The 26,039-nt window shown below is 63.7% G+C and carries 18 protein-coding genes; 13 read left to right on the plus strand and 5 right to left on the minus strand.

Annotated features, from left to right (window positions below; translation table 11 throughout):
* Positions 1 to 103: 103 nt before the first annotated feature.
* A complete protein-coding gene (uvrA, locus tag KBZ22_RS03840) occupies positions 104 to 3,130 on the minus strand; it encodes an excinuclease ABC subunit UvrA (RefSeq protein ID WP_241518292.1) in 3,027 nt (1,008 codons plus the stop codon).
* 74 nt (positions 3,131 to 3,204) lie between these two features.
* Positions 3,205 to 4,893: a DNA repair protein RecN gene (gene recN, locus KBZ22_RS03845; RefSeq protein ID WP_106632531.1), complete on the minus strand. Its 1,689-nt coding sequence runs from the start codon at positions 4,891 to 4,893 to the stop codon at positions 3,205 to 3,207.
* Between the two features lie 108 nt (positions 4,894 to 5,001).
* Here recN and KBZ22_RS03850 point away from each other — a divergent pair, with 108 nt between their 5' ends.
* From KBZ22_RS03850 to purF, 7 genes are all read left to right on the plus strand, one after another.
* Positions 5,002 to 6,876 (plus strand): AarF/ABC1/UbiB kinase family protein, encoded by a 1,875-nt coding sequence (locus KBZ22_RS03850; protein ID WP_106632530.1) that lies wholly within the window; start codon positions 5,002 to 5,004, stop codon positions 6,874 to 6,876.
* A 31-nt stretch (positions 6,877 to 6,907) separates the two neighbouring features.
* Positions 6,908 to 7,513: an alpha/beta hydrolase gene (locus KBZ22_RS03855; protein WP_106632529.1), complete on the plus strand. Its 606-nt coding sequence runs from the start codon at positions 6,908 to 6,910 to the stop codon at positions 7,511 to 7,513.
* Positions 7,514 to 7,598: 85 nt separating this feature from the next.
* Positions 7,599 to 8,657 (plus strand): threonine synthase, encoded by a 1,059-nt coding sequence (gene thrC, locus KBZ22_RS03860; protein ID WP_106632543.1) that lies wholly within the window; start codon positions 7,599 to 7,601, stop codon positions 8,655 to 8,657.
* A 425-nt stretch (positions 8,658 to 9,082) separates the two neighbouring features.
* Complete coding sequence (dnaN, locus tag KBZ22_RS03865) at positions 9,083 to 10,228, plus strand: DNA polymerase III subunit beta (protein ID WP_106632527.1); 1,146 nt, start codon at positions 9,083 to 9,085, stop codon at positions 10,226 to 10,228.
* A gap of 2 nt (positions 10,229 to 10,230) precedes the next feature.
* Positions 10,231 to 10,941, plus strand: a complete 711-nt coding sequence (locus KBZ22_RS03870; protein WP_106632526.1) for an RNA methyltransferase — start codon at positions 10,231 to 10,233, stop codon at positions 10,939 to 10,941.
* A gap of 72 nt (positions 10,942 to 11,013) precedes the next feature.
* Entirely contained in the window at positions 11,014 to 13,368 is a 2,355-nt protein-coding gene (gene purL / locus KBZ22_RS03875) for a phosphoribosylformylglycinamidine synthase subunit PurL (RefSeq protein WP_106632542.1), read from the plus strand.
* A 36-nt stretch (positions 13,369 to 13,404) separates the two neighbouring features.
* The gene (gene purF, locus KBZ22_RS03880; protein ID WP_106632541.1) at positions 13,405 to 14,865 is read left to right on the plus strand and encodes an amidophosphoribosyltransferase; all 1,461 of its coding nucleotides are present in this window, start codon (positions 13,405 to 13,407) and stop codon (positions 14,863 to 14,865) included.
* Positions 14,866 to 14,933: 68 nt separating this feature from the next.
* On the opposite strand, the gene KBZ22_RS03885 is transcribed toward purF, so the two are convergent.
* From KBZ22_RS03885 to queG, 3 genes are all read right to left on the minus strand, one after another.
* A complete protein-coding gene (locus KBZ22_RS03885) occupies positions 14,934 to 17,462 on the minus strand; it encodes a DNA topoisomerase (ATP-hydrolyzing) subunit A (RefSeq protein WP_106632525.1) in 2,529 nt (842 codons plus the stop codon).
* Positions 17,463 to 17,527: 65 nt separating this feature from the next.
* Positions 17,528 to 18,436, minus strand: coding sequence for a tetratricopeptide repeat protein (locus KBZ22_RS03890; protein ID WP_106632524.1), 909 nt, complete (start codon positions 18,434 to 18,436; stop codon positions 17,528 to 17,530).
* A 24-nt stretch (positions 18,437 to 18,460) separates the two neighbouring features.
* Positions 18,461 to 19,408: a tRNA epoxyqueuosine(34) reductase QueG gene (queG, locus tag KBZ22_RS03895; RefSeq protein ID WP_255021097.1), complete on the minus strand. Its 948-nt coding sequence runs from the start codon at positions 19,406 to 19,408 to the stop codon at positions 18,461 to 18,463.
* 47 nt (positions 19,409 to 19,455) lie between these two features.
* Between queG and KBZ22_RS03900 the strand changes: the two genes are divergently transcribed.
* The 6 genes from KBZ22_RS03900 (at position 19,456) to argH (ending at position 25,958) form a co-directional block, all read left to right on the plus strand.
* A complete protein-coding gene (locus tag KBZ22_RS03900) occupies positions 19,456 to 20,127 on the plus strand; it encodes an HpsJ family protein (RefSeq protein ID WP_255021098.1) in 672 nt (223 codons plus the stop codon).
* A gap of 56 nt (positions 20,128 to 20,183) precedes the next feature.
* Positions 20,184 to 20,909 carry a DUF502 domain-containing protein gene (locus KBZ22_RS03905; protein ID WP_106632521.1) on the plus strand — a complete coding sequence of 242 codons (726 nt, stop codon included), beginning with the start codon at positions 20,184 to 20,186 and terminating at the stop codon, positions 20,907 to 20,909.
* Between the two features lie 15 nt (positions 20,910 to 20,924).
* Positions 20,925 to 21,563, plus strand: a complete 639-nt coding sequence (gene nusB, locus KBZ22_RS03910; RefSeq protein WP_106632520.1) for a transcription antitermination factor NusB — start codon at positions 20,925 to 20,927, stop codon at positions 21,561 to 21,563.
* Between the two features lie 7 nt (positions 21,564 to 21,570).
* Complete coding sequence (gene ftsY, locus KBZ22_RS03915; protein WP_255021099.1) at positions 21,571 to 23,055, plus strand: signal recognition particle-docking protein FtsY; 1,485 nt, start codon at positions 21,571 to 21,573, stop codon at positions 23,053 to 23,055.
* Between the two features lie 84 nt (positions 23,056 to 23,139).
* A complete protein-coding gene (locus tag KBZ22_RS03920; RefSeq protein WP_255021100.1) occupies positions 23,140 to 24,531 on the plus strand; it encodes a GAF domain-containing SpoIIE family protein phosphatase in 1,392 nt (463 codons plus the stop codon).
* A gap of 32 nt (positions 24,532 to 24,563) precedes the next feature.
* Positions 24,564 to 25,958 (plus strand): argininosuccinate lyase, encoded by a 1,395-nt coding sequence (gene argH, locus KBZ22_RS03925; RefSeq protein WP_255021101.1) that lies wholly within the window; start codon positions 24,564 to 24,566, stop codon positions 25,956 to 25,958.
* Positions 25,959 to 26,039: the final 81 nt, after the last annotated feature.

The following is a 26,039-nucleotide window of genomic DNA, read 5'->3' on the forward strand; positions in this document are numbered from 1 at the left end:
CCTTCTTTACCCAACTATAGGCATTTCCCTTCCGAATCAAGCCACCACCCAAGCCACTCCCAGCCCTTCCACTAACCCTCCAAAACCACCACTAAGCCACCACTCAACCTGCCAAGACCTCTGGCGGATGCTGCTCCAGCACTTGCTTGAGGTATCTGCCCGTATGACTGGTGGGATGCTCTGCCACCGTTTCAGGGGTTCCCACCACCACAATCTCACCACCCTTATCTCCCCCATCGGGTCCCAGATCAATGATCCAGTCGGCACAGCGGATCACATCCAAGTTGTGCTCAATCACCAGGATTGAGTTGGCCTTGTCCACCAGGCGTTGCATCACATCCATCAACTTATGCACATCAAAGAAGCTGAGTCCGGTGGTGGGTTCGTCGATCAGATAAAGGGTTTTACCGGTGGCCCGTTTAGAGAGCTCGGTGGCCAGCTTCACCCGCTGGGCCTCACCGCCTGAGAGGGTGGGCGCCGGCTGGCCGAGCTTCACGTAGCCCAAGCCCACATCCACCAAGGTGCGCAACCGATCGGCAGCCTGCGGGATAGCTGAAAACACATCGGCGGCCTGCTCCACCGTCATCTCCAGCACATCAGCAATCGTGTGACCCTTGTAGGTCACCTGCAACGTTTCGCGGTTGTAGCGGGCTCCCTTACATACATCACACTGCACATATACATCCGGCAGGAAGTTCATCTCGATCACATTGACGCCCTGGCCACTGCAGGCCTCACAGCGGCCACCCTTCACATTGAAACTGAACTGACCCACCTGATAGCCGCGAGCCTTGGCCTCCACCGTGGCCGCAAACACCTGACGGATCGGGTCAAAAGCGCCCGTATAGGTGGCGGGGTTGGAGCGGGGCGTACGACCAATCGGTGATTGGTCGATCACGATCACCTTGTCGATCGCCTTGATACCGCGCAGCTCACCTAAGCCAGGTGGAAATGGCACCTTCAGGCCCAGCTGGTGCTCCAGGGCCGGATGCAGCAGCTCATTCACCAGGGTGCTCTTGCCACTGCCACTCACCCCGGTGACGCACACCAGCCGCCCCAGTGGAATCTCCACATCGAAGCCGGCCAGGTTGTTGCGCTCGCAGTCCACCATCGTGAGCCGGCGGCTACCGGTACTGCGCCGCTCAGCTGGAGTTGGAATCGAGCGGCGGCCACTGAGGTAGGCCCCGGTAAGGGAATCCTCTGCGGCAAGTAGATCCTCAAAGCTGCCCTCAGCCACAATGTGGCCGCCATGCACCCCCGCCCCCGGGCCAATATCCACCACGTAGTCGGCCGCACGAATCGTGTCTTCGTCGTGCTCCACCACGATCAAGGTGTTGCCTAGATCCCGCAACTTCAGCAGGGTATTAAGCAGCCGGTCGTTATCACGCTGGTGCAAACCAATGCTGGGCTCATCCAGCACGTAGAGCACTCCGGTGAGGCCCGCGCCGATCTGGGTCGCCAACCGAATCCGCTGGGCTTCGCCACCGCTGAGGGTCATGGCGGGCCGATCCAGGCTCAGATAATCGAGCCCCACATCCAGAAGAAACTTCAGGCGCAGCCTGATCTCCCGCAACACCAGATCACCGATCTGGATCTGGCGTGGACTGAGCAAAGGATCAGCACCCTCGCTGTCACCCACCCCCATCAGCGACTCGATCCGGCGCAGGGTTTCGCCCACGCTCACCGCCGTGAGTTCGTGGATGGCATAGGGGCCCACCCGCACCGCCAGCGCTTCCGGCCGTAATCGCAGGCCGTGGCAGGTGGCGCAGGGCACCAGCTCGAGAAACTTCTCCAGCTTTTGGCGCACAGATTCGCCGCTGGCGTCGCGCAATTGACGCTCCAGGATCGGCAAGATGCCCTCAAACGGACGCTCGTAGCCGGCGCTCTTGCGATAGCGGCTGTCGGCCTGAATGCTGATCGGCTCCTGGCTGCCATGCAGCAGCACCTCCTGCTGCTCAGCGCTGAGCTGATTCCAAGGCGTCTTGATCTCAAACTTGTAGGCCTCCCCAACCGAATAAAGCAGGGAGAAGTAATAGGAATTGTCCTTATCCGCCCAAGGCGCAATCGCCGCATAAACGGGCAGGGAGGGATCGGGCAACACCCGCTCGGCGGTGAACTTGCGCAGGTGGCCGATGCCGTGGCAGTCGGGGCAGGCGCCGTAGGGGCTGTTGAAAGAGAACAGCCGAGGCGACAGCTCTTCCATCACAGCGCCGTGCACCGGGCAGGCGAAATTTTCCGAATAGAGCCGCTCCCGCTCAACCCCATCGGGCAGCTCCTCATCGGCCTTGGGCACCACCTCCACCAGCGCCAGACCATCGCCCCTTTTAAGGGCTGTGCGCAGCGAATCGGTGAGTCGCTCCTGCACCCCCTCGCGGGCCACAAGCCGGTCCACCACCACCTCAATGTTGTGGGCGTGGTTTTTATCTAGCTCGATGTTGTCGGCGAGCTCGCGCACTTCGCCATTGATGCGCACCCGCGCAAAGCCCTCGGCCACCAGACCGCCCAGCAGCTTGACGTGGCTACCTTTCTTGCCGCGCACCACCGGCGCCAGCAACTGGTAGCGGGTGCCCTCGGGCAAGGCCAGGATCTGATCCACCATCTCGTCGATGGTCTGGGGCCGAATCGAGCGATCGCACTGAGGACAATGGGGTTCTCCAGCCCGGCCGAATAGCAGGCGCAGGTAGTCCTGGATCTCCGTCACCGTGCCAACGGTGGAGCGGGGATTGTGGCTGGTGGATTTCTGATCGATCGAAATGGCCGGTGAGAGCCCCTCGATCGCATCCACATCGGGCTTATCCACCTGGCCCAGAAACTGGCGCGCATAGGCCGACAGGCTCTCGACGTAGCGGCGCTGGCCCTCGGCAAAGATCGTGTCAAAAGCCAGCGAGCTCTTACCGCTGCCGCTCACACCGGTGAACACCACCAGGCGATTGCGCGGGATGGTGAGGTCTACGTTTTTGAGATTGTGCTGACGGGCGCCCCGCACCCGGATCACATCCTCAAAGGAGCCGCCGCTGAGCACACGGCTCGGGTCAAGGGCCTTTTCGTGAACGGTCTGGGCGAGGGTTCTGCTAGCGGCTGCACCGTTGGTGGCAGAGCTAGGGACAGCAGAGCTCTTGGCGCGGGGCATCCAGACGGCTCATGGACTAGCAAGTCTACGGATGCTCCCCCTTGCCCTGGGCACAGACCAGTGCTGGAGGGGTTCTAGCGACCGTATTGATCCAGCAGGCTGGCCGCATAGCTGCTGGCCTCACCCGAATCGCCACCCGCCAGTTCGGCCAGCTCCGCCTGACGGTCCTGGGTGTCCCGCAGCTGGGACACCCGCGTATGGGTGACACCCTCCAACACCTGCTTGGAGACGCGGAAGTGGTGGTCTGCCGCCGCGGCCACCAGGGGTTGGTGGGTGACGCAAAACACCTGGCGCTGCTTAGCCAGGCGGGCCAGCAGCTCGGCCATGGCTCCGCTCACCCGGCCACTCACGCCCGTATCGATCTCATCGAAAAGCAGGGTGACGTGCTGGTCTGTCGCAGCCAGACAGGTTTTCAGAGCCAGCAGAAAGCGCGACATCTCACCGCCTGAAGCCACCTCAGCCAGGGGCGCCAGGGGCACACCCGGGTTGGCGGAAAACTGAAACTGCACCGCATCGGCTCCCTCCTCCCCGGCTGGCGCTGGTGCAATCGCCACCGCGAAGCGCACATTGGCCAATCCCATCGGCCGCAGCGCCTGCATCAGTTGCTGCTCCAGGGCAGCGGCGGCCTGGCGGCGGGCAGCGCTGAGCGAGGCATTGGCCTGATCGCGAAGCTGGCGGGCTCGCTGCTCCGCCAGCTCCAGGGCCTCCAGGGAAGCTTCACCACCGCCGGGGGCCAGTTGCTGGCGCAGGCGATCGCGCAGGGCGATCAAGCCAGCCAACTCCTGACCATGGCGCCGCTCCAGGGCCTTGAGCTGGGCCATGCGCTCCTGCAGCTCCGCCAAGCTTTCTGGGTCACTATCAAGACCAGATCCGTAGCGATCCAGTTCGCGGGCCAGATCCTGCAAAGCCGCCAAACCATCGCTACAGCAACTGCGCAGCTCACTGACGCCGCCATCTAAGGCCTCCATCTGCAGCAGCTCCTGTTCGCAGGCGGCCAGGTGATCCAGCACCGATGGCGCCTGCTCTGCCCCCTCCTGCAAGCGGCCCAGCAAAACCATCACCCCCTCCTGCAGCCGCACCCCATGGGCGAGGCGGTTTTCCTCGTTTTGGAGCTGCTGACGCTCCTGGGGATCTTGCAGCTGGGCCGCCTCCAGGTCGGCCAGCAGTTGCTCCTGGGCCGCACGCTGCTGCTGTAGCTGGTCCCAGTCGCTGCGGGCCTGCTCCAACGCCGCCGCCGCCTGTTTCCACTGGCGCCAGGCCGCCGCCACCGGCGTCAGCAAAAGCGAAAGGCCTTCACCACCAAAGCGATCCAGCCAGCGGCGCTGCTGACCGGGCCGCGCCAGCTGCTGGGTTTGGCCCTGAACGGTGAGATCGAGCAGCAAGGGCCGCAACTCCTGGATCTGGGCCCGGCTCACCACCACGCCATTAAGCCGATTGCGGCTGCTGAGGCGCTCTTCTGTGAGGCGCCACTCGCGCGATAGCAGCAGTTCGCCCTCCTCAACCTCCAGCTCCTGCTGCTGCAACCAGGCCTGCAAAGGGGGCGAAAGGCTGAAGCTGGCCTCGATCGTGCCGCGCTCAGCGCCGCGGCGCAGCAGCCGGGCGCCGGCGCTGCCCTGGGCCCCACCCAAAAGGGCATCGAGGGCATCAAGCAGGATCGATTTACCTGCTCCCGTCTCACCGGTCAGCACCGTGAAGCCCTCGCTGAAGCTGAGCTCCAGCCGCTCGATCAGGGCGATATTGCTGAGGCGCAGTCCCGTGAGCACGTCGGCCTCCGCTAACCGGACTGGTGTACCGGCCAGACCGTAGCGGCAGTGGGATTCGTTTAGAAGGGGTTTGGTGCGCCTTAGCGGTGCTTTGCCCGCCCAACTCCCATGGATCCCGACAACAACCAAGCCGAGTTGGGTGATTTTCTGGAGGCCGCTGGCCTGCTGAGCTACGACCCGGCCGCCATCACCCGGATTTACACCGGCCACCCGCAACGGCTATTCCGGCGCCTGTGGCAAACCCTGGTGCCAATCGGGCTCTATCTACTTGGGGTGGGCTTTGACTGGCTCACCGGGCGGCTCAAGGCGACGGAGGTAGCCAGGTCCCGCGCCAAGGAGGCAGCGGATCTAGTGGCTTCGCTAGGCCCCGCTTTCATCAAAGCCGGCCAGGCCCTCTCCACCCGGCCCGACATCGTGCCACCGCTGCTGCTGGAGGAACTTGCCCAGCTGCAAGACCAGCTGCCGGGCTTCGACTCCGCCCTGGCGATGGCCTGCATCGAAGAGGACCTGGGCGCTGCAGTACTCGACATCTACGAGCAACTTGACGCCGAGCCGATCTCGGCCGCTTCGCTGGGCCAGGTGCATAAGGGCGTGCTCAAGGGGGGTCAGGCGGTGGCCGTAAAGGTGCAGCGCCCGGGCCTGCGGGAGCAAATCACGCTCGACCTCTACATCGTGCGCAACATCGCTTCCTGGCTTAACCAAAACGTCGGCCTGATCCGCTCCGACCTGGTGGCCCTGATCGATGAACTGGGCAAGCGGGTGTTTGAGGAGATGGACTACTTCAACGAAGCCGCCAACGCCGAGCGCTTCGCCGAATTACACGCCCACAATCCCCGTATCACCGTTCCCCGCATCTACCACCAGGCCACTAGCCGCCGGGTGCTCACGATGGAATGGATGGAGGGGGTGAAGCTCACCAATCTCGAAGCGGTGCGCGGCATCGGCGTAGACCCCGACGACATGGTGAACGTCGGTGTTAACTGCAGCCTGCAGCAATTACTGGAGCACGGCTTTTTCCACGCCGACCCCCACCCCGGCAACCTGTTGGCGATGGCGGATGGCCGGCTCGCCTACCTCGACTTCGGCATGATGAGCGAGGTGAGCCGCGAATCGCGCACCGGCCTGATTCAGGCGGTTGTGCACCTGGTAAATCGCAGTTTCGGCAAGCTGAGTAAGGATTTCGTCAGCCTGGGCTTCCTGGCCGAAGACGTAAATCTCGAGCCGATAGTGCCGGCTTTTGAAAAGGTGTTCGGTCAAGCGATCGAGCAGGGAGTAAGCCGCATGGATTTCAAGGCGGTCACGGATGACCTTTCCGGCGTGATGTATCGCTTCCCCTTCCAGGTACCGCCCTACTACGCCCTAATCATCCGCTCGCTGGTGACCCTGGAGGGAATCGCCCTCAGCGTTGATCCCGAGTTCAAGATCCTTGGCGCCGCCTACCCCTACTTCGCCCGGCGGCTGATGGAAGACCCCGATCCCACCCTGCGCCAGAGCCTCAAGGAGATGCTCTTCGACGGCGAAATCTTCCGCTGGCAACGGCTCGACAACCTGATCGCTAGCGCCTCCCAAGGAGCCCAGCTCGATCTCGAGGGGCTGCTCGATCAGGTGCTGAGCTTTCTTTTCTCAGCCAACGGCGGGCTGCTACGCCAACAGCTGGTAGACGCCATGGTGGGCCGCATGGACGCCATGGCCTGGCAAACCACCCTGCGCATCGGCAAGCGCCTGCCAGAACGGTTCCAACCTCCAGGTTTGCGCCGTCACCGGCTAAGCGAGGCGGCTGAACCGCTGCTCGACCTCGAGCCGGTGCGCCAGTTAATGGGCATACTCAAAGCCCTGCCTGGCTTCGAACCCCAGATGCTGCTGCGCCGCCTGCCACGCCTTGTGGGAGAACCGGAACTACGCCAGATGGGAGTTCAACTAGCCAAGGGTCTGGCCGAGCGCAGCATGGTTCGCCTAGTGCGAGATGTGCTCGTCGCCGCCTGAATTTGAAAGCAATCGCCGTAGGCTTATCGCCATGCAAATAGCGTCGTTAGGCCGTAAACGTCAGGCCCTTGTTGCCATCGCCCTGGGCCTGAGCCTGGTCGTTCCCTGGCCTGCGGTCAGCCTGCCGCCAGCTAGTGCTGCTGAAAACCTGGTGTTTGTGAGCGGTGCCTTTCGCCGCTCCATCGCCGTTGCAGACCTGGAGCATCTGGCTAAGACCGGCCAAGCCCGAGGCCTGCTAGCAGATGTTTTGAGCTTCAGCCGCCAAAATCCCCAGGAAATCGCCAAGCTGCTGAATCAGTCGGTGAGCCTGCCGGTAAGCCTGGTGAGCAGGCTGCTCAACACCCGAATCGGCGAGGCAATCCTGCAGCGCCTGTCTGTAATCGTGTTTCCGCTCAAGGCATCCCAGGCCGGGATTCCAGCCATGCGCTCGGCCATGGTGCTGGGGGTCGTTGAAGGCAACGGTTCGATATCCGCAATTTCTTTCTTGCGCGCTTATCCCGCCCAGCAGATGGAAGTGAGCATCCCCGCCTTGATGAACCTGATCAGCAAAACCAGCTCGATCACCGAGCTGGTGCGCTTCTTCTCCGAATCACCCCTGGATGGGTTGCGGGGCGACGCGCCAGCTGCTGCGCCGTAGATTCACTGAAGTCACTGTCCAAATCGTGTCCTTGCTCCGTTCTCTGCAGCGTTTGAGCAAGGGCCCCTTTGCTGCCCGTCCCACCATGCAGGACTGGCCTGGACTGATCGAGGCCTATCGGCGCTGGCTGCCAGTTTCAGAGCGCACACCCGTAATCACCCTGCGGGAGGGCTCCACACCCCTAATCCCAGCCCCGGTGATCGCCGAACGAATCGGCCGCGGCGTCAAGGTCTATCTGAAATACGACGGCCTCAACCCCACCGGCTCTTTTAAAGACCGGGGCATGACCATGGCGATTTCCAAAGCCAAGGAGGCCGGTTCTGAAGCAGTGATTTGCGCCAGCACGGGCAACACCTCGGCCGCCGCGGCCGCCTACGCCCGCCGCGGCGGTATGCGGGCCTTCGTGCTGATCCCAGATGGCTATGTGGCCCAGGGAAAACTGGCCCAAGCCCTCCTCTACGGCGCCGAGGTGATCGCCATCCAGGGCAACTTCGACAAAGCCCTGGCGATCGTGCAGGAAGTTGCCAACAAATACCCGGTCACCCTGGTTAATTCGGTGAACCCCTACCGATTGCAGGGGCAAAAAACCGCCGCCTTCGAGGTGGTTGATGCCCTTGGTGAAGCGCCGGACTGGCTATGCATCCCGGTTGGCAACGCCGGCAACATCAGCGCCTACTGGATGGGATTCAACGAGTACCTAAAAGAGGGCCATTGCCGCAAGCTGCCCCGAATGATGGGCTTTCAAGCGGCGGGTTCTGCTCCTTTGGTGCTGGGCCACACGGTTGAGCAGCCAGACACCATCGCCACGGCGATCCGCATCGGCAACCCGGTGAATCGCGAAAAAGCCCTAAACGTGCGCAGCGAAAGCGGTGGCAACTTCATGGCCGTCACCGACGCTGAAATCATCGATGCCTACAAGCTGCTGGGAAGCGGCGAGGGCGTGTTCTGCGAGCCAGCTAGTGCCGCCTCGGTCGCAGGCCTGCTCAAGCACCACCAGGAGGTGCCCCAGGGAGCCACGGTGGTTTGTGTGCTCACCGGCAACGGCCTCAAGGATCCAACTACCGCCATCGAAAACAATGACGCCCGTTTCCATACCGGTCTGGAGGCGGACACCGCCAAGGTGGCCGAAGTGATGGGTTTTTAAGCAAGCCCAGACCTCACCCAAGCCCGGGCCTAGCCAAAACCTTCAACCAATCAGCAAAGCGTCTGCTGAACAGCTGGGGAAAAGGCACTAGAAACCGCGGAGAAGCTCTCGGCTTGGCCAAGCTCCCCAATACCAATGTTTTCCACACCTGCTGGAAACGGCGGAAAAGCTGATTTTTACCCCAGCTGGCCCAGGCCAAACCCCAGGGCTGATCCAGATCAAACCCAGCTGCAGCGGAGAGTTTTTCGGTTTTCCCCGGTTTCCTCAACCCCTACTAAAACGGTTTTAATTTCTTTCTTGAGCTTGATCAATCAAACCCTTAGAAGAGCGGAGCAAGACGGATCACCGGCGTTGCGCAATCAGCCGCCCTGTGGAAGCGTGGTGTCACCCTTGATCAAGCCGTCAGGCTTCCCAGCACAAACGCCATGAAGCTGGTCTGCTCCCAGTCTGAACTCAGCTCCAGCCTGCAGCTGGTCAGCCGGGCCGTGGCCAGTCGCCCCACCCATCCGGTGCTAGCAAACGTGCTGCTCACCGCTGATGCGGGCACGGGTCGACTCAGCCTCACCGGTTTTGACCTCAGCCTGGGTATCCAGACGAGCATCAGCGCCAGCGTTGAAACCAGCGGCGCCATCACCCTGCCCGCCCGGTTGTTTGGCGAAATTGTTTCGCGCCTCTCGAGTGATAGCCCGATCACGCTGAATTGCGCTGAGGGTTCCGAGCAGGTGGAGCTCACCAGCCTTTCGGGCAGCTACCAGATGCGGGGCATGCCTGCAGATGATTTTCCTGACCTGCCCCTAGTGCAGAGCGGTACACCGATTCGCCTGGAAGCGGAAGCCCTGGTTAAGGGTCTGCGCGCCACCCTTTTTGCCAGCAGTGGCGATGAAGCCAAGCAACTGCTCACTGGCGTGCACCTGGGCCTTGATCCGGCCGGGCTGGAATGTGCGGCAACCGATGGCCATCGCCTGGCCGTGCTCCGGCTTGCCCATGCGACCGCCTCTGGGCAAAACGAAGCCGAGGAGCCTTTTGCCGTCACCGTGCCAGCTCGCTCGTTGCGGGAGTTGGAGCGTCTGCTCTCAGGACGTCAATCTGAAGAGCCCTTGAGCCTGTTTTGTGATCGCGGCCAGGTGGTGTTCCTTTGGTCTGACCAGGTGCTCACCAGCCGCAGCCTTGATGGCACCTACCCCAACTACCGCCAGCTGATTCCAGAGAGCTTCACGCGCACGATCAACCTCGAGCGCCGCGCTCTGGTTTCGGCCCTTGAGCGAGTGGCTGTGCTTGCTGACCAGCACAACAATGTCGTCAAGCTCAGTGCCGAGCCCGCCACCGGTCAAATATTGATTCAGGCTGATGCCCAGGACGTGGGCAGTGGTTCTGAAGGACTCGCTGCCACCATTGAGGGTGAAGCGATTCAGATTGCCTTCAACGTGCGCTACTTGCTCGATGGTCTCAAGGCCATGGCCTGTGATCGGGTGCTGTTGCAGTGCAACGCCCCCACCACGCCGGCGATTTTGACTCCTGCGGAAGGGGATCAATTCACCTACTTGGTGATGCCCGTTCAGATCCGCAGCTGACGGTGGCTCCCCTTCCGGAGCAGGTGCTGCTGAGTGATTTGCTGCGCCGGCATGTCCGCTGCGATCAGGGGCTCGATCACGGTGCGGGCGTGCAGGTGTGGATGCATCCCCCTGTGCATCGGGTGTTGGGTTGGGTTTCAAAACCGTCGGCTTTTGGCAATCGCCGCCAGGTGTGGCGTCTCAACCAGTTGCGAGGCATTTCTGAGCTGGAAGCACTTGTGCAAGGTGAACCAGCTGAAACCGACCTTGGTGTGTTGGAGAAGCTGCCGACCTTGATCGATGCGGCTGTGCTGGATCGCCGCCAGCAACCGATCGGCACCTTGGCTGATGCCGCCATCGAGTTGCGTAGTGGCCGTATTCGCCACTATTTGGTGAGTCGCAGTGATCCACGCCTGCCGGGCAGTAGCCGTTGGCGATTGAGCTTGGATCGCCTGCTGGATCAACAGCCCGGCCAGGTGCTCACCGCGCTGGAGAGCATCGACGACCTGCCCCTAGCCCGGGCAAGTGTGCGGCAAGAGTTTTTGCGTCGTTCAAGGCGGTGGCGCGATCAGGTGCAGGAGGCGGGCAACCGATTTGAGGAGAGGCTGGAGGGCTGGCTTGAGGAGCCGCCCTGGCAGGAGCCGGAGGGGTTAGATCAGCCCTACGAAACCGATGCACCCCCTCGCCGCCGCCGTTCTGGACCGCCTGCTGATGATGAAGATCCCTGGATTTGAACCTCGCGTAGACCAGTTCCAGTTGCTGTGAGGCCCGCTCGGCGAGACTGCAGTGATCTTGCCCAGCTGCACGTGGTTGCCGCCTCTTTCGAAGCACCGGCCTATTCGGTTCCCGATGCCCTCAAGAAGGAGAACCTCAGCCAGGCCGACTACGACGAGATCTGTCGTCGGCTCGGCCGCGCTCCCAACCGCGCTGAGTTGGGCATGTTTGGGGTGATGTGGTCGGAGCACTGCTGCTACCGCAACTCGCGGCCGCTGCTGCAGGGCTTCCCGACCACCGGCCCGCGCATCCTGGTGGGCCCTGGCGAGAATGCAGGCGTGGTTGATCTGGGTGAAGGCCAGCGCCTGGCCTTCAAGATCGAGAGCCACAACCACCCCTCGGCCGTGGAGCCGTTCCAGGGCGCGGCCACCGGCGTGGGCGGCATTCTGCGCGACATCTTCACCATGGGCGCCCGGCCGATCGCCCTGCTCAATGCCCTGCGCTTCGGTCCCTTGGAGGACGAGCGCAACGTGGGTCTGATGGAGGGCGTGGTGGCAGGCATCGCCCACTACGGCAACTGCGTGGGCGTGCCCACCGTGGGTGGGGAGGTGGCGTTTGACCCCAGCTATTCCGGCAACCCCTTGGTGAACGCCATGGCCCTGGGGCTGATGGAAACCGAGGAGATCGTCTGCTCCGGTGCTGAAGGAGTGGGTTACCCCGTGGTCTATGTGGGCAGCACCACCGGCCGCGACGGCATGGGCGGCGCCAGCTTTGCCTCCGCTGAGCTCACCGAGGCCTCCCTGGATGATCGCCCCGCCGTGCAGGTTGGCGATCCCTTCCTTGAGAAGGGACTGATCGAGGCCTGCCTGGAGGCCTTCCAGAGCGGTGATGTGGTGGCGGCTCAAGATATGGGCGCCGCCGGCCTCACCTGCAGCTGCTCGGAGATGGCTGCCAAGGGGGGGCTGGGCATTGAGCTGGATCTCGACCGCGTGCCCGCCCGCGAGGCCGGCATGACCGCCTACGAGTTTTTGCTGAGCGAATCCCAGGAGCGGATGTTGTTTGTGGTCAAGCCCGGCACGGAGCAGGCGCTGATGGCGCGCTTTACGCGCTGGGGGCTGCAGGCAGCAGTGGTGGGCCGGGTGCTGGAAGACAACATCGTGCGGGTGCTGCAGCACGGCCAGGTGGCGGCCGAGGTGCCCGCCAGCGCCCTGGCGGACGACACGCCGATCAACCACCACACATTGCTGAGCGAGCCGCCTGCTGAGATCCAGGCCCACTGGCGCTGGAGCGAGACCCAGTTACCAGCTGAGTTGCCTTTCAGCTGGGATGGGGCCCTGCTGGCCCTGCTTGATGACCCCACCATCGCCTCCAAGCGCTGGGTATACCGCCAGTACGACCACCAGGTGCAGGCCAACACCGTGGTGCCCCCCGGCGGCGCCGATGCGGCCGTGGTGCGGCTGCGGCCCCAGCAGGGCGAGGGCGCCATGGCGGCAGCCAGCCGTGGCGTGGCGGCGGTGGTGGACTGCCCCAACCGCTGGGTATCCCTCGATCCCGAGCGCGGCGCCATGGCGGCGGTGGCCGAGGCGGCCCGCAACCTCAGCTGCGTCGGCGCCGAGCCCTTGGCCGTGACGGACAACCTCAATTTCCCCTCGCCGGAAACCCCCACCGGCTACTGGCAGCTGGCGATGGCCTGCCGCGGCCTTTCGGCCGCCTGCAGCGCCCTGGATACCCCTGTCACCGGCGGCAACGTCTCCCTCTACAACGAGACCCGCCTGCCCGATGGCCGCATGCAGCCGATCCACCCCACCCCCGTGGTGGGCATGGTGGGCCTGGTGCACAACCTTGAGCACGTGCGCGGCCAGGCCTGGCGCCAGGCCGGCGACGCCATCTGGCTGCTGGGGGTGCCTTTGGAAACAGGTGAGGCTCCCGCCGATCCCCGCTTGAGCCTGGCCGGCAGCAGCTATCTGGAGCTGCTGCATGGAGCCGTCACGGGGCGGCCGCCCGAGATTGATTTGGTTCTGGAGCGTTCGGTTCAGGTCTTCCTGCGCCAAGCGATTGGCCAGGGCTTGGTGGCCTCCGCCCACGACCTCAGCGATGGCGGCCTGGCGGTGGCTGCGGCCGAGTGCTGCATCGCCACCATGGCATTAATACCTCTGGGGGCTGAGCTGGAGATCACGGCCAGCAGCGCCCGACTGGATCGGCTGCTGTTTGCCGAGGGTGGTGCCCGCATTCTGGTGAGCGTGCCCGCCGATCAGGATGCCGCCTGGCAGCAGGCTCTGGCGTTGGCTGCAGTGCCGGCAGAGCGGCTTGGCGCGGTTACAGCTGCTACCAGCCTGGTAATTCGCCAAGCAGGCCAACCTTTGCTTGAGCAGAGCCTGGCGGCATTGGAGGCCTGCTACGAGCAGGCCATCCCGCGGCGAATGGGCGAGGGCGCTCGTGCAGAATGAAATTTCACCGTGACTGTTGATGGGCCTGTGCTGGTGATGCGTCCGGACAAGCCCGAGGAAGCCTGCGGCGTCTATGCCGTGCTGGCGCCGGGGCAACCGGTGGCCAACCTCACCTACTTCGGTCTATACGCCCTGCAGCATCGGGGCCAGGAATCAGCCGGTATCGCCGTGTTTGATGCAGAGCGCAAGGTGCGCCTGCACAAGGACATGGGCCTGGTGAGCCAGGTGTTTGATCAGGCCGTGCTGGAGCGCCTCACTGGCGATCTAGCTATCGGCCACAACCGCTATTCCACCACCGGCAGCAGCAAGGTTTGCAACGCCCAGCCGGTGGTGCTCAACACCCGCATTGGTCCTTTCGCCCTTGCCCATAACGGCAATTTGGTCAACGCAGCCGAGCTCCGCCACGACCTGGCGTCCATTGCCAGTGAGCTCACCTCCACCACCGACTCCGAACTGATCGCTTTTGCGATTCAGCAGGCCGTGAACCGGGGCCTGGATTGGGATGGGGCGATTAGGGCCGCTGCCGAGTGCTGTCGCGGTGCCTTCAGCCTGGTGATCGGCACCACTGATGGCCTTTTCGCTCTCCGGGATGGCCATGGTATTAGGCCTTTGGTGTTTGGTCATATCGGTGAAACGCAGCAAGCCCAGTGGGTGGTGAGCAGTGAGTCGTGCGGGCTAGACATCATTGGAGCCGCCTTTGATGGCGATGTGGAGCCCGGCGAAATCATCCATTTCCGTCCAGGCCAAGCCGAACCCAGCCGCAGCCGTTGGTGCGAGCAGCCCACCAAGCTGTGCGTCTTCGAGATGATCTATTTCGCCCGGCCAGATAGCCGCTTTTTCGGCGAATCCCTCTACAGCTACAGGGTGCGAATTGGCGAGGCCCTGGCCCGTGAAACACCGGTAGAAGCCGACATAGTCATCGGCGTTCCCGATTCTGGTATTCCGGCGGCGATTGGCTACTCCCAGCTCAGCGGTATCCCGTTTGCTGACGGCCTGATCAAGAACCGCTATGTGGGCCGCACCTTCATCCAGCCCACCCAGGCGATGCGGGAGGCCGGCATCAGGGTGAAGCTCAACCCCCTGCCAGATGTGCTCGCCGGCAAGCGCGTCGTGGTGATCGACGATTCAATCGTGCGGGGCACCACCAGTCGCAAGTTGGTGCAAGCCCTGCGGGATGCCGGCGCCACCGAGGTGCACATGCGAATTAGTTCGCCGCCAGTAACCCATCCCTGCTTCTACGGCATCGATACCGACACCCAGGACCAGTTGATTGCTGCTCGCCTCACCCTGGAAGAAATCGCCGCCCACCTTGGCGTCGATTCACTCGCTTACCTGAGCAAGCAGGGCATGGTGGATGCGGCCCATGCCAATTCCGCCCACTTCTGCACCGCCTGCTTTGACGGTGCCTATCCCATCGAAATGGATGAGCAGGTGAGCTCCAGCAAGCTGATGCTCGAGCCGGCTGGCATCGCTGCCAAGGTGCTGCAAAAGCTCTAAGGGCTGCTTGGTTGCCCTGGCAGTTAATTGATAGGCAGTTAGTTGATAGTCAGTTAATTGATTGGCAGTTAGTTGATAAGAGGAATCAGTTCTTGAATTTGCTGTCCTTGGGGCAGCTTCAGGTTGATGCCAGTGCCGCTGGTGTCTTCGCTCTCCAGCTCGTTTAAGTCGATGCGGCAGCTCCAGCCCTTATCAGTCAGTAGTCCCAGCACGGCGCTTCCAACCGCAGCACTGGTTGGGCTTTGCAGGTCGACCAGGTAATCGCCCCGCTCCTGCAGCCGCAGGCCGATCTGCCCCATGTCGCCTCGCTGACAAGGCCGCAGGCTCGACACCAGCAGCCGCTTCAGTTGCCCACTGGCGGTGGCCACCACCACTGTGCTTTGGTTTGCGCCGGTGGTTTCCGTTTCCGCTGCAGTCAGGCAGGCGGCACCCACCAGCTGCTCACCTGGCAACAGGCGCATTAGTAGGGGGCCTTGGGCAGCGCGCCCCATCAGGGGCAGCTGGGTTTCGTCCAGGCTTAGCCGCAGCACGCGGCCAGTGCTGGTAGCCACTATCAAGGTGTCTCCTTCCTGGCCGGCCACCACCCGCTGCAGGGTAACGCCCTCCTTGAGCTTGAGCACGGTGGTGGCCCGGCCAGACAGTTCCTGAAACTCCTCAATTGGCAGACGTTTGAAACGCCCGTCGCTGCTTAGGAGTCCCAGGCTGCCTTGGCGGGGTAGGGGAAGCACCTGCACTACCGCTTCGCCTTCGATGCTGTCGGGTAGGAAGCGCTCCAGCTTCCCCGGCTGCTGGCCAGCGAATTCCCAGCGCAGCAAGGCCACCCGGCCACTACCCGTGAAGGCCAGCAGCAGCGGTTGCTCGCTGATCGGCAGGATCAGCCGGGCTGGTGCCGGATGCTCTCCTAGTTGGATGGGTTCATCCAGGTGCAGGCGCCCCAGCATCTGGGCGCTGAGGATTTTCACAGCTCCATCGGCCTGGATCAGTAGCCGGCTTTCCGGGGCCAGGGCGCCAAAGGCTTGCTGGCGCTGCAGTTCGGCGTTGGGGCGGATGGCTGCAGCTCGCTGGGCCACCAGGGCATCGCCGCCCTCCACCAGCCGGGTGCGCCGGGGCGTGGCAAAGCGCTTGCGCAGGGCTTTGAGTTCGGCCACCAGGGTGTCGAGCAGCACGGTGCGGTCGTCCAGCAGGTGGCGCAGCCGCTCGCGTTCCACGGCCAATTCGGCAGCTTCCTTGAGCAGGCTTTCCTGTTCAAGGCCCGTGAGGCGCCGCAGCGGCATCGACAACACCGCATCGGCCTGACGCTCGCTCAGGTCGAGTTGCACCTGCAGGGCCGCCCGGGCACTGGCGGCATCGGGGGCCGCGGTGATCAGGGCGATCACCTGCTGCAGGGCATGGAGCGCCTTTATTAGGCCCTCCACCACCTCCAGGCGGTCTTCGCAGCGCTTGAGGGCGTGGCGTGTGCGGCGGATCAGGGTCAGTTCCCGGTAGTCCAGGAATTCCTGCAGCAGGCGCCGCAGGTTCAACTGCACCGGCTGGCCGTTTACCAGGGCCAGCATGATGGCGCCAAAGTTGCTTTGCAGGGCGGTACGGCGCTGCAGGTCGGCCAGCACGGTTTCGGCGTTGGCGTCGCGGCGGAGTTCAACTACCACCCGCATGCCTTCACGGTCGCTTTCGTCGCGGATATCGGCGATGCCGCCAATCTTGCCGTCGTTTACCTGCTCAGCCAGTTTCTCGATCCAGCCGGCTTTGCTGAGCTGGTAGGGCAGCTCGGTGATCACCACGGCGCCGCGGCGATGGCGTCCCTTTCCGGGCTGTACCTCCTCGATGTGGGCGACGCCCCGCATCGGGATGCTGCCGCGGCCCACGAGGTAGGTATCGCGGACCCCTTGCCCCACCAGCACCTCGCCGCCGGTGGGAAAGTCTGGGCCGGGCACTAGCTCCAGCAGCTTTTCGTCGCTTAGCTCCGGTTTGTGCACCAAGGCGATTAGGGCATCCACCACCTCGCCCAGGTTGTGGGGCGGGATGTTGGTGGCCATGCCCACGGCGATACCGGTGCAGCCATTTAGCAGCAGGAAGGGCAGCTGGGCTGGCAGCACCGTCGGCTCCTGCTGCGAGCCATCGAAGTTGGCCGCGAAGTCAACGGTGTCGGCGCCGATTTCATCCAGCAGCGCTTCGTTGGCGATCGGAGCCAGGCGGGTTTCGGTGTAGCGCATCGCCGCCGGGGGGTCGTCGTCCACGGAGCCGAAGTTGCCGTGGCCATCCAGCAGGGGATGGCGGCTGGCGAAGGTTTGCACCTGGCGCACCAGGGCGTCGTAGACGGCCTGATCACCATGGGGGTGGTACTTGCCGAGTACGTCGCCGACGACCCGGGCGCATTTCCGGTATGGGCGATCCGGGGTGAGCCCCAGCTCGTGCATCGCAAACAGGATTCGGCGCTGCACTGGCTTGAGCCCGTCGCGTGCATCCGGCAGGGCCCTGCCAACGATCACGCTCATGGCGTATTCGAGGTAGGACCGCTGCATCTCCAGGTGCAGCGCAATCGGTTCGATGCGGGCGTCGTTGCCCGGTCCGATGGATTCGCCTGATCGCTCCTCGGCCATCCGGTGTTGGGGTCTGGGGCAGCAAGCTGGGGCTCAGCCTACAGATGATGTCCAGGGCTCCCCAACTACTCCTCGTCGCTGCTTTCGCCCTCCGGGCTGGCATTGGCAAGGGCCCGATCCACCACGGGTTTGAGTTCGGCCAGCTTGAAGAGTTCGGCGGTGGTGCTGCGCAGCTTCGGTCCCCAGAGCTGGTCCTTCTGGTGGCTGTCGAGCACGTAGTTGGGTTCGGTGTCGAGGGCCTTGCCAACCAATTCGACAGCTTCGCTGCGATTTTCCGGACCATTGGCAAACAGACTGGCGGCCAGGGCCAGGGTTGGTTCAGCCGCATCTGGCTTGATCTTCAACACCTCGCGCCAGCGGCTGATGGCCGCCTTTTTATTGCCCTGCTCGAACAACACCAGCCCCTGGTTGTTGAGGGCTTCCCAGAAGCCTTTGCGCAGGGAAGAGGCCCGCTCAAAGGCAGCCAAGGCTTGGCCGCTCTGGCCTAGCAGGATGTGGGCGTTGCCCAGGTCGAAATAGGCGCCGGCGTTGCGCTTGTCCAGTTTCAGGCCCTGTTCCAACAGGCCGATGGCCTCATTGGGTTTGCCGGCCCGTAGGGCTAGGGAACCCTCGGCAAACCAGATCCCAGGGTTGCTTGGATCGAGTTTCTTGGCCTTGGCCAGTGATATACCGGCCTGTTCCAGCTGGTTGCTGCGCAGCTGGGCCTCAGCCAGCAACACCCAGCCGCGGGGATCTTCTGGTAGCAGCTGCACCGTCAGGGCAGCCAGCCTGGCGGCGTCCCTGGCTTGACCAAGTCGCAGCAGCCGGGCCGCCGCCTGGGCGATGCCCAGACCGGCAGCTTCGAGTTCCTGACGTTGGGGCACGTACACGTAGGGCACCAACGCCCGGGCGGGCAGCCCCGCTGTCAGCAGCAGCCCGAGGGCAGCGGGCAGCAGGGCAGTTCTGAAATCAGGGCGCGACCAGCGCGGAGCCATTACGGGGAGACGGGTTTGGCCAGCCTAGGCAGTGCCGCTCCGGCTGGCCCGCAGGTTGCGCCGCCACATCCAGGGTTTGAGTCGGCGCAGGGCCGAGGCTCGCAGCTTGGTATCCCAGTCGGCGTCGCTCCACCCCAGGGCTTCCTCGGCCTGCAGGTTCAGCAGCCAGGGCCGGGGTTGTAGATCCGCATCTTCACTGCTTTGCAGCGGCTGTTGATTCCAGGGACACACGTCCTGGCAGATGTCGCAGCCGGCGACCCAGCCCTCCAATTTGCTGGTGATCGCTTGCGGCAGTTCGGGATCGCGGTTTTCGATGGTGTGAAAGGCCAGGCAGCGGCGGCTGTCCACCACGAAGGGCTCGGTGATGGCGCCGGTGGGACAGGCCGGCAGGCAGCGGCTGCAGCTGCCGCAAAGGGTTGTGGCGGCAGCATCGGCAGGCAGCTCCAAGGTGGTGAGCAGGTGGCCCAGCAGTAGCCAGGAGCCACGCTCGCGATTGATCAGGTTGCCGTTTTTGCCAATCCAGCCCAGGCCGGCCTGCTCGGCCCAGGCCTTATCCATCAGCGGTGCACTGTCGACGCAGGCCCGCCAACCCACCCCAGGCACCTGCTGCTCCAACCAGCGACCCAGCTGGCGCAGGCGGCCATCGATCACCCGGTGGTAGTCCCGCCCCCAGCCATAGCGGGCCACCTTGAGTGCCCCCGGTGCCCGATCGGCCTCCACGTAGTAGTTGAGGCCCACCGCCAGCAGGCTGCGCACCCCGGGCAGTAGCTGTTCCACCGCGCGCCGGCGCGGGTCGGCCATCCAGGCCATGTCGGCTTGATAGCCCGCTGCAAGCCAGCGCTCCAGGGCCGCCGTCCGCAGGCCTAGGCGCTCTCCGGATGGCACGGCGGCGAGGCCGACCGGGTCAAACCCAAGCTGCTGGGCTTGCTGTTTTAGACGGAGTACAAGGTCGTGGTGGGCGTGCAGCGTCATCGCCCGTACAGTTGCGCCGTTGTCTAAATCTGTCGCGAGACCCTTCTGTGAGCACTGCTTCCTTCGGCCGCCTGGGCCACCTGTTGCGCTGGCTCGGTCTCACCCTGGTCGTGATCTTCGGGTTGCACCTTTTAGCCATGTTGGCCAGCTGGAACTGGGCTCTGGAGCCGTTCCGAGCCATGTTCGCCGATCGCCTAGTTGGCGAGGCGCCGATCGCCCTGGTGGGCCTGCTCCTGATGTTGTTCGGTAGTCGCCTCGATCATCCCGCCGCCGGGCGTACCCCGCTCCGCTGGAGCGTGGTGGTGCTCTCCGGCTTGCTGGCGTTGGCGATGTTGGTGGCTGTTCCTCTGTCGATCACATCCACCCAGAACCTTGAGCAGCAGGCCATGCAGGCCGATGCCGCCCTCGCCCAGCAGACCAGCGAGCTAGAGCGCCAGAAGCAGCAGCTTCAAGACCCCGCCTTCATCGATCAGTTGGTTGCCCAGGGCGAGCAGAGCGGCCAGCTCCCTGCCACCGATAGTTCCGAGATTAAAAAGCAGAAGGCTCGCAGGGTCATCGACACTCAGATCAAACCCCAGCTTCAGCGTGCTGAGCAGCAACTTGGCCAGGCCCGTTTGGGTCGTGATCTGGCCATTCAGCAGCGTCGCTTCGTGGGTACCGGCACGGCAGTGGTGCTGGCCATCAGCTTCGTGCTTTTGGCCTTAGTGGCCCTGCTGTGAGGACGGCTGGCTAAGTTGAAAGCAGATTGCTGCAGGCCGGATCTCCGGATTGTCACTTGGTTCAATCCAGCCCCAGATCGGATCAGCCCCTAGGGGATCGGCTTCAATCCGATCTCAAGAACGATTTGATCGCTGGTTTGCTTGTGGTGATTCCACTGGCAACCACGATCTGGTTGGGCACCACGGTGAGCCGTTTCGTGCTGGCGTTTCTCACTTCTATCCCTAAGCAGTTCAATCCCTTCAATACCCTCAATCCGGTGTTGCAGGAGCTGATCAACCTGGGCGTTGGTCTACTGGTGCCCCTGCTCGGCATCCTGTTGATCGGCCTGATGGCCCGTAACATTGTTGGTCGCTGGCTGCTTGAGTTTGGCGAAGGGACCCTGCTGCGCATCCCCCTAGCTGGCTCGGTTTACAAAACCCTCAAGCAGCTGCTGGAAACATTCCTCCAGGGCAACTCCAGCAAGTTTCGTCGGGTCGTGCTGGTGGAGTATCCCCGCGAGGGTCTCTACGCCCTGGGTTTTGTGACTGGCGCGATCGGCTCTGCCCTGCAGGCAGGCTTCACTGAGCCCATGCTGAGTGTGTTCATTCCCACTGCCCCGAATCCAACCACCGGCTGGTACACCGTTGTGCCAGAGGGTTCTGTTAAGGATCTCGAGATCTCGGTGGAGGATGCTTTCCGCACAATCATTTCCGCCGGCATCGTTAACCCCGACGAGCGCTCCACCCCCAATCGCAGCTTCTCCAGCCTGCTGGCCCAGCTGCGCACCCCCCAACTTTCCTGAGGCAGAACCCACCTGATGCAGAGCCGCACCCTCTCCCGTGAACTGGCCCTGCTGATGCTTGGTCAGACCAGTGATCGCGGCTCGTCTGCCCCGGCCTTGCCAACTGGCATGGAGGGCCTGTTGCAGCAGGTGCTCGCCACCCTCAGCCAGGACGTGCGTGAGTCCCTGGATCGCTCCGCCGAAGACTTGCAGGCCGCCCAGCAGCAACTGCTTGATAGCGAGTTGCAGGAGCAGGGTGAGCAGCAGTTGCCCCGGGTGCGCCAGCACCTCAACGCCGGCCTGGTCGCGGCTGAACAGGCTCTTAACCGCCTTTCTGCAAGCCTGGAGTTGCCCCGGCTGCTTATGCTGGCCGACCAAGAAGAGGTGCGCCTCGGTGCCATCGCCCGGGTCGAGGCCGTGCTGCGAGACCGTCAGGCGATCGATGAGCGACTGGATCGGGTAATGGAGGGTTGGCGTCTTACTCGCCTGCCCCGCATCGATCGGGACATCCTGCGGCTGGCAGCCGTAGACCTCGAAAGCTTCCGCACCCCCCCTGCTGTGGCCTGTAACGAAGCTGTGGAGTTAGCCAATCGCTATAGCGATGAGCAGGGCCGCCGCATGATCAACGGGGTGCTGCGGCGCTTTACGGCAGCTCGTTCCGCGGCGGAGGCCTGAGCAAGTCATGGTTTACGACTGGTTTAATCGCACCGGCCCATCCCCAGCTGACCCATCAGCAACCCCGCCGCCAGCTTCTGAACAGGTTTCGGGTCAGGGTCCAGAACAGGCTCAAGAACAGCCTGTTGAGGGTTCCTCCGATCCCAACGCTGAGGCGCTGGAATGGGCCCGCCAGGCCTACGCCCGCCTCAAGGCCCAGCAGGAGGAGCAAAAGCGGCGGCAGCTTGAGACCGAATCTGCCGCTGAGCCCCCTTTCCCAGATTCTGTACAGCCTGTACAGATCAATACCCAGCAGAGCGAACAGGGTCTTGAGCAGGATCTTCAGCAGGTTGCCCAACCGGCGGCCACTCCAGTGGCCGCAACCCTTTCCCTGCTGGAGCAGGCAGCGGCCCAGCGGGCCGAACGCCAACAGGCGATCACGGCTCCAGGGGCTCCCGCCCTTGAATCCCCTGCAGCGCCCGAACTAGCTGAGCCCAGCTTGGGCGATTTCGACGCCACCTTCACCTGGTCGGCTGAGGTACTCGCGGCCCAGGGCAAGCGGGTTGATCAGGTTTCGCTTGAGGAGATCGACTGGCTCACTCGTTTGCGCCAGGGCCTCGAGAAAACCCGCCAGGGATTGGTCACCCAGCTGCTCGACAACCTCGGTGATGATCCGCTCACGCCAGAGGTGGTTGATGGTCTGGAAACCACCCTGCTGCGGGCCGATGTTGGGGTGGAGGCCACCGACCGGGCCCTTGGTGCCCTGCGCCAGCGGCTAAATCAGGAGGTGGTGGATCCCGCCGAGGGCCTGCGCTTCCTTAAGGAGCAGCTGCGCGCCATCCTCGACCAACCGATCGAGGCCAGTGGCCAGCCCCTGCTAGCCCCCCGCCGCGAGCAGCTCAACGTATGGCTGTTGGTGGGGGTAAACGGCGTGGGCAAGACGACCACGCTCGGCAAGCTGGCCAACTTGGCGGTGCGCAGCGGCTACAGCTGCCTGATTGCTGCTGCTGATACTTTCCGGGCCGCGGCGGTGCAGCAGGTGCAGGTGTGGGGAGAGCGCAGCAAGGTGCCGGTGATTTCCAATCCCAGCGCCAATGCCGATCCAGCGGCCGTCGTCTATGACGCCATCGGTGCTGCCCAGGCCAAGGGCACTGAGCTGGTGTTGGTGGACACGGCTGGCCGGCTGCAGACCAAGCACAACTTGATGGAAGAGCTCAGCAAGGTGCGCAGGATTGTCGACAAGCTGGCGCCGGAGGCGGTGGTGGAGTCGCTTTTGGTGCTGGATGCCAGCCAGGGTCAGAATGGCCTGCGTCAGGCCATGGCTTTTGCCAAGGCCGCCGGACTAACTGGCGTGGTGCTCACCAAGCTCGATGGCAGCGCCCGTGGTGGTGTGGCCCTAGCCGTCGCCTCTGAAGCCGGGCTGCCAATCCGTTTCATTGGTGCTGGTGAGGGTATTCGCGACCTGCGGCCCTTCAACAGCTTTGAGTTTGTTGAGGCCTTGCTGGCTCGCTGAGGTCCTGCTTGCCTTGGCCGGTAGGGCACTTGCCCGTGTCGCCGCTATCTTGCGAAACCGCCGCGGCCGCACCGTGCCCAATCGGTGAGCAATAAGCCGCCCCCCCATCCGGTTTCTCCCCAGGGTCCGGCCCTGTTGTCGGCTGCAGCCTCGCTGCGGCAACTGCTCGACAGCCTCAGCCGGGAGCAGCGGCGCAACCAGGAGCTGCTGGCTTCCTTGGCTTTTGCCCTGCGCAGTTTCACTAATCTGGGTCGCTTTCTGGAGCTGGTGCCGCTGGTGGCGGCCCGGCTGGTGGAAGCCGAGGGGGCAGTGCTGGTGGTGTTCCACGAGGATGGCCGCCTTTGGCGCGAGTATCTGCAGGCCACGCCTGCTGAGCCCTGCGCCGAGCTGGTGCGCCAGCTGGCGGCGTTGGCGGATGGGGATTTGGCAGCTCTCAGCGGTGATGCGGCTGTGGCGGCCTTGCTTGATCAGCGGGTGGGCCGGTTGCTGGGCGGAGCTCAGGTGGTTGCTACATCGGTGGTTTCCCGCAGCCTCCAGCGAGGCCGCCTATATATCTTCAGCAATCGGCAGGGCTTTGCCTGGAGCGAGGTGCATCGCCGCCACCTGCAGCTGGTGGCCGACCTTGCCGCCGTGGCGCTGGAAAACGAGGCCCTGCTCCAGACCATGCGGCGCCATGAGCGGCTCGATCGCCAGCTCAGCATCGGTGCTGAAATCCAGGCCCAGCTGCTGCCGGACCGCTGTCCGGTGATCGATGGCGTTGAGCTGGCCGCCCGCTGCCGCCCCGCCTTCCAGGTGGGCGGTGACTATTACGACTTCATCCCCACCCGGCCCCAGCTGCTGGGCCGCCGCCGCGAACAGGCCCGCTGGGCGCTGGTGATGGGCGATGTGATGGGCAAAGGCGTGCCGGCAAGTCTGCTGATGACCATGCTGCGCGGCATGTTGCGGGCCGAGGTGCTGAGCGGCCACTCCCCCGAGCGCATCCTTCACGACCTCAACCAGCTGGCCCAGGAAGACCTGGCCCAGTCGCACCGGTTTGTGACCCTCTTTTATTCCGATTACGACCCCCGCACCCACTTGCTGCGCTACGCCAATGCGGCCCACAATCCGCCCTTGATCTGGCGGCGCCAGCGCAACCAGGTGGAGCGCCTTGATGCCCCAGGTCTGCTGATTGGTTTGCAGAGCGAAGCCGATTACGGTCTTGAGCAGATCGTGTTGGATCCAGGCGATGTGCTGCTCTATTACACAGACGGGGTGACCGAGGCCACCGGCTTCAGCGGCGAGCGCTTCGACGAGGAGCGGTTGGTGTTTCAGCTGCAGGCGGCCTGCCGCTCCGGCATCGGCGCTCAGGGGATTCTCGACCAGCTGTTTGCCCGGCTCGATCGCTTCGTGGGGGCAGACCGGCAGCTCGACGATGACGCTTCGATGGTGGTGCTCAAGGTGAAGGAGGAGCTGATGCTGCCCTCCCTGCCAAGCTGATTACCTGCCTAGCGCCGCCCGCCGAGCCCCGAATGGCTGTTGATTCCACCGCGTCTACCTGGAGCCAGCGTTTCGAGCAGGGCCTGCATCCGGCGATCGAGCGCTTCAACGCTTCGATCGGTTTTGACATCACCCTGTTGCAGCAAGACCTGGACGGCTCCATCGCCCATGCCCGCATGTTGGGTAGTTGCGCTGTGATCAGCGAGAGCGAGGCGGCCCAGTTGATCGAGGGCCTGGAGAATGTGAGAGCTGAGGCAGCCAGGGGCGAGTTCAACCCCGGCCTGGAGGCTGAAGATGTGCACTTCGCCGTTGAGCGGCGTCTGATTGAGTTACTAGGCCCCCTGGGCAAGAAACTGCACACCGGCCGCAGTCGCAACGACCAGGTGGGCACCGACCTGCGTCTGTGGCTACGCGGCCAAATTGATGCCATTGACGGGGGCTTGTTGCGCTTTGAGCGGGCCCTGCTGGCTCAGGCTGAGCTGCATAGCACGGTCTTAATCCCCGGCTACACCCACCTGCAGCGGGCCCAGCCGGTGTGTCTGGCCCACCACCTACTGGCTTACATCGAGATGGCCGAGCGGGACAGGGCCCGTTTGGCAGACGTGCGCGGCCGGGTGAATATCTGTCCCCTGGGGGCCGCGGCCCTGGCGGGCACGCCGGTGCCCATCGATCGGCGCCAGACCGCCGCCGAGTTGGGCTTTGACACCATCTACGCCAATAGTCTCGATGCGGTCAGTGATCGGGACTTTGCGGTCGAGTTCATGGCTGCCGCCAGCTTGGTGCTGGTGCACCTAAGCCGGCTCAGTGAGGAGGTGATTCTCTGGGCCAGCGAAGAGTTTGGCTTTATTGGCCTCACCGACCGCTGTGCGACTGGCAGCAGCTTGATGCCCCAGAAAAAGAACCCTGATGTGCCCGAGCTGGTGCGGGGCAAGAGCGGCCGGGTGTTTGGCCACCTGATGGGTTTGCTGACCATGATCAAGGGCCTGCCCCTCGCCTACAACAAGGACTTCCAAGAAGACAAGGAGGCCCTGTTTGACGGGGTGCGTACCTGCCTCGATTGCCTGGAGGCGATGGCGATTCTGTTTGAAGAGGGGCTCGAGTTTCGGCCCCAGCGCCTGGAGGCGGCAGTGGCGGCGGATTTCTCCAACGCCACTGATGTGGCCGACTACCTGGTGGCTAAGGGGGTGCCCTTCCGCGAGGCTTACCAGTTGGTGGGCGGCCTGGTGAAGGGCTGCCTGGCTGAGGGAATCCTGCTGCGCGACCTGCCCCTGGGGCGCTGGCAGCTGCTGCACCCTGCCTTTGAAGCCGACATTTATGAGGCCATTACTCCCCAGCAGGTGGTGGCGGCCCGGCGCAGCGAGGGGGGCACGGGCTTTGACCAGGTTGAGCAGCAGTTGCAGCAAATTCGGATGCGACTTGCCTGCTGAGAGCAGCCAGCTTTCGTTAGTCGTCTTAGGGTGGATCGGTTAGTGGCCCATTGGCCCACATGCATCGGTCCCGCGGCCGAT

Origin of the sequence: Cyanobium sp. L1E-Cus (assembly GCF_024345755.1) — a bacterium.
GTDB classification, from domain to species: domain Bacteria; phylum Cyanobacteriota; class Cyanobacteriia; order PCC-6307; family Cyanobiaceae; genus Cyanobium_A; species Cyanobium_A usitatum.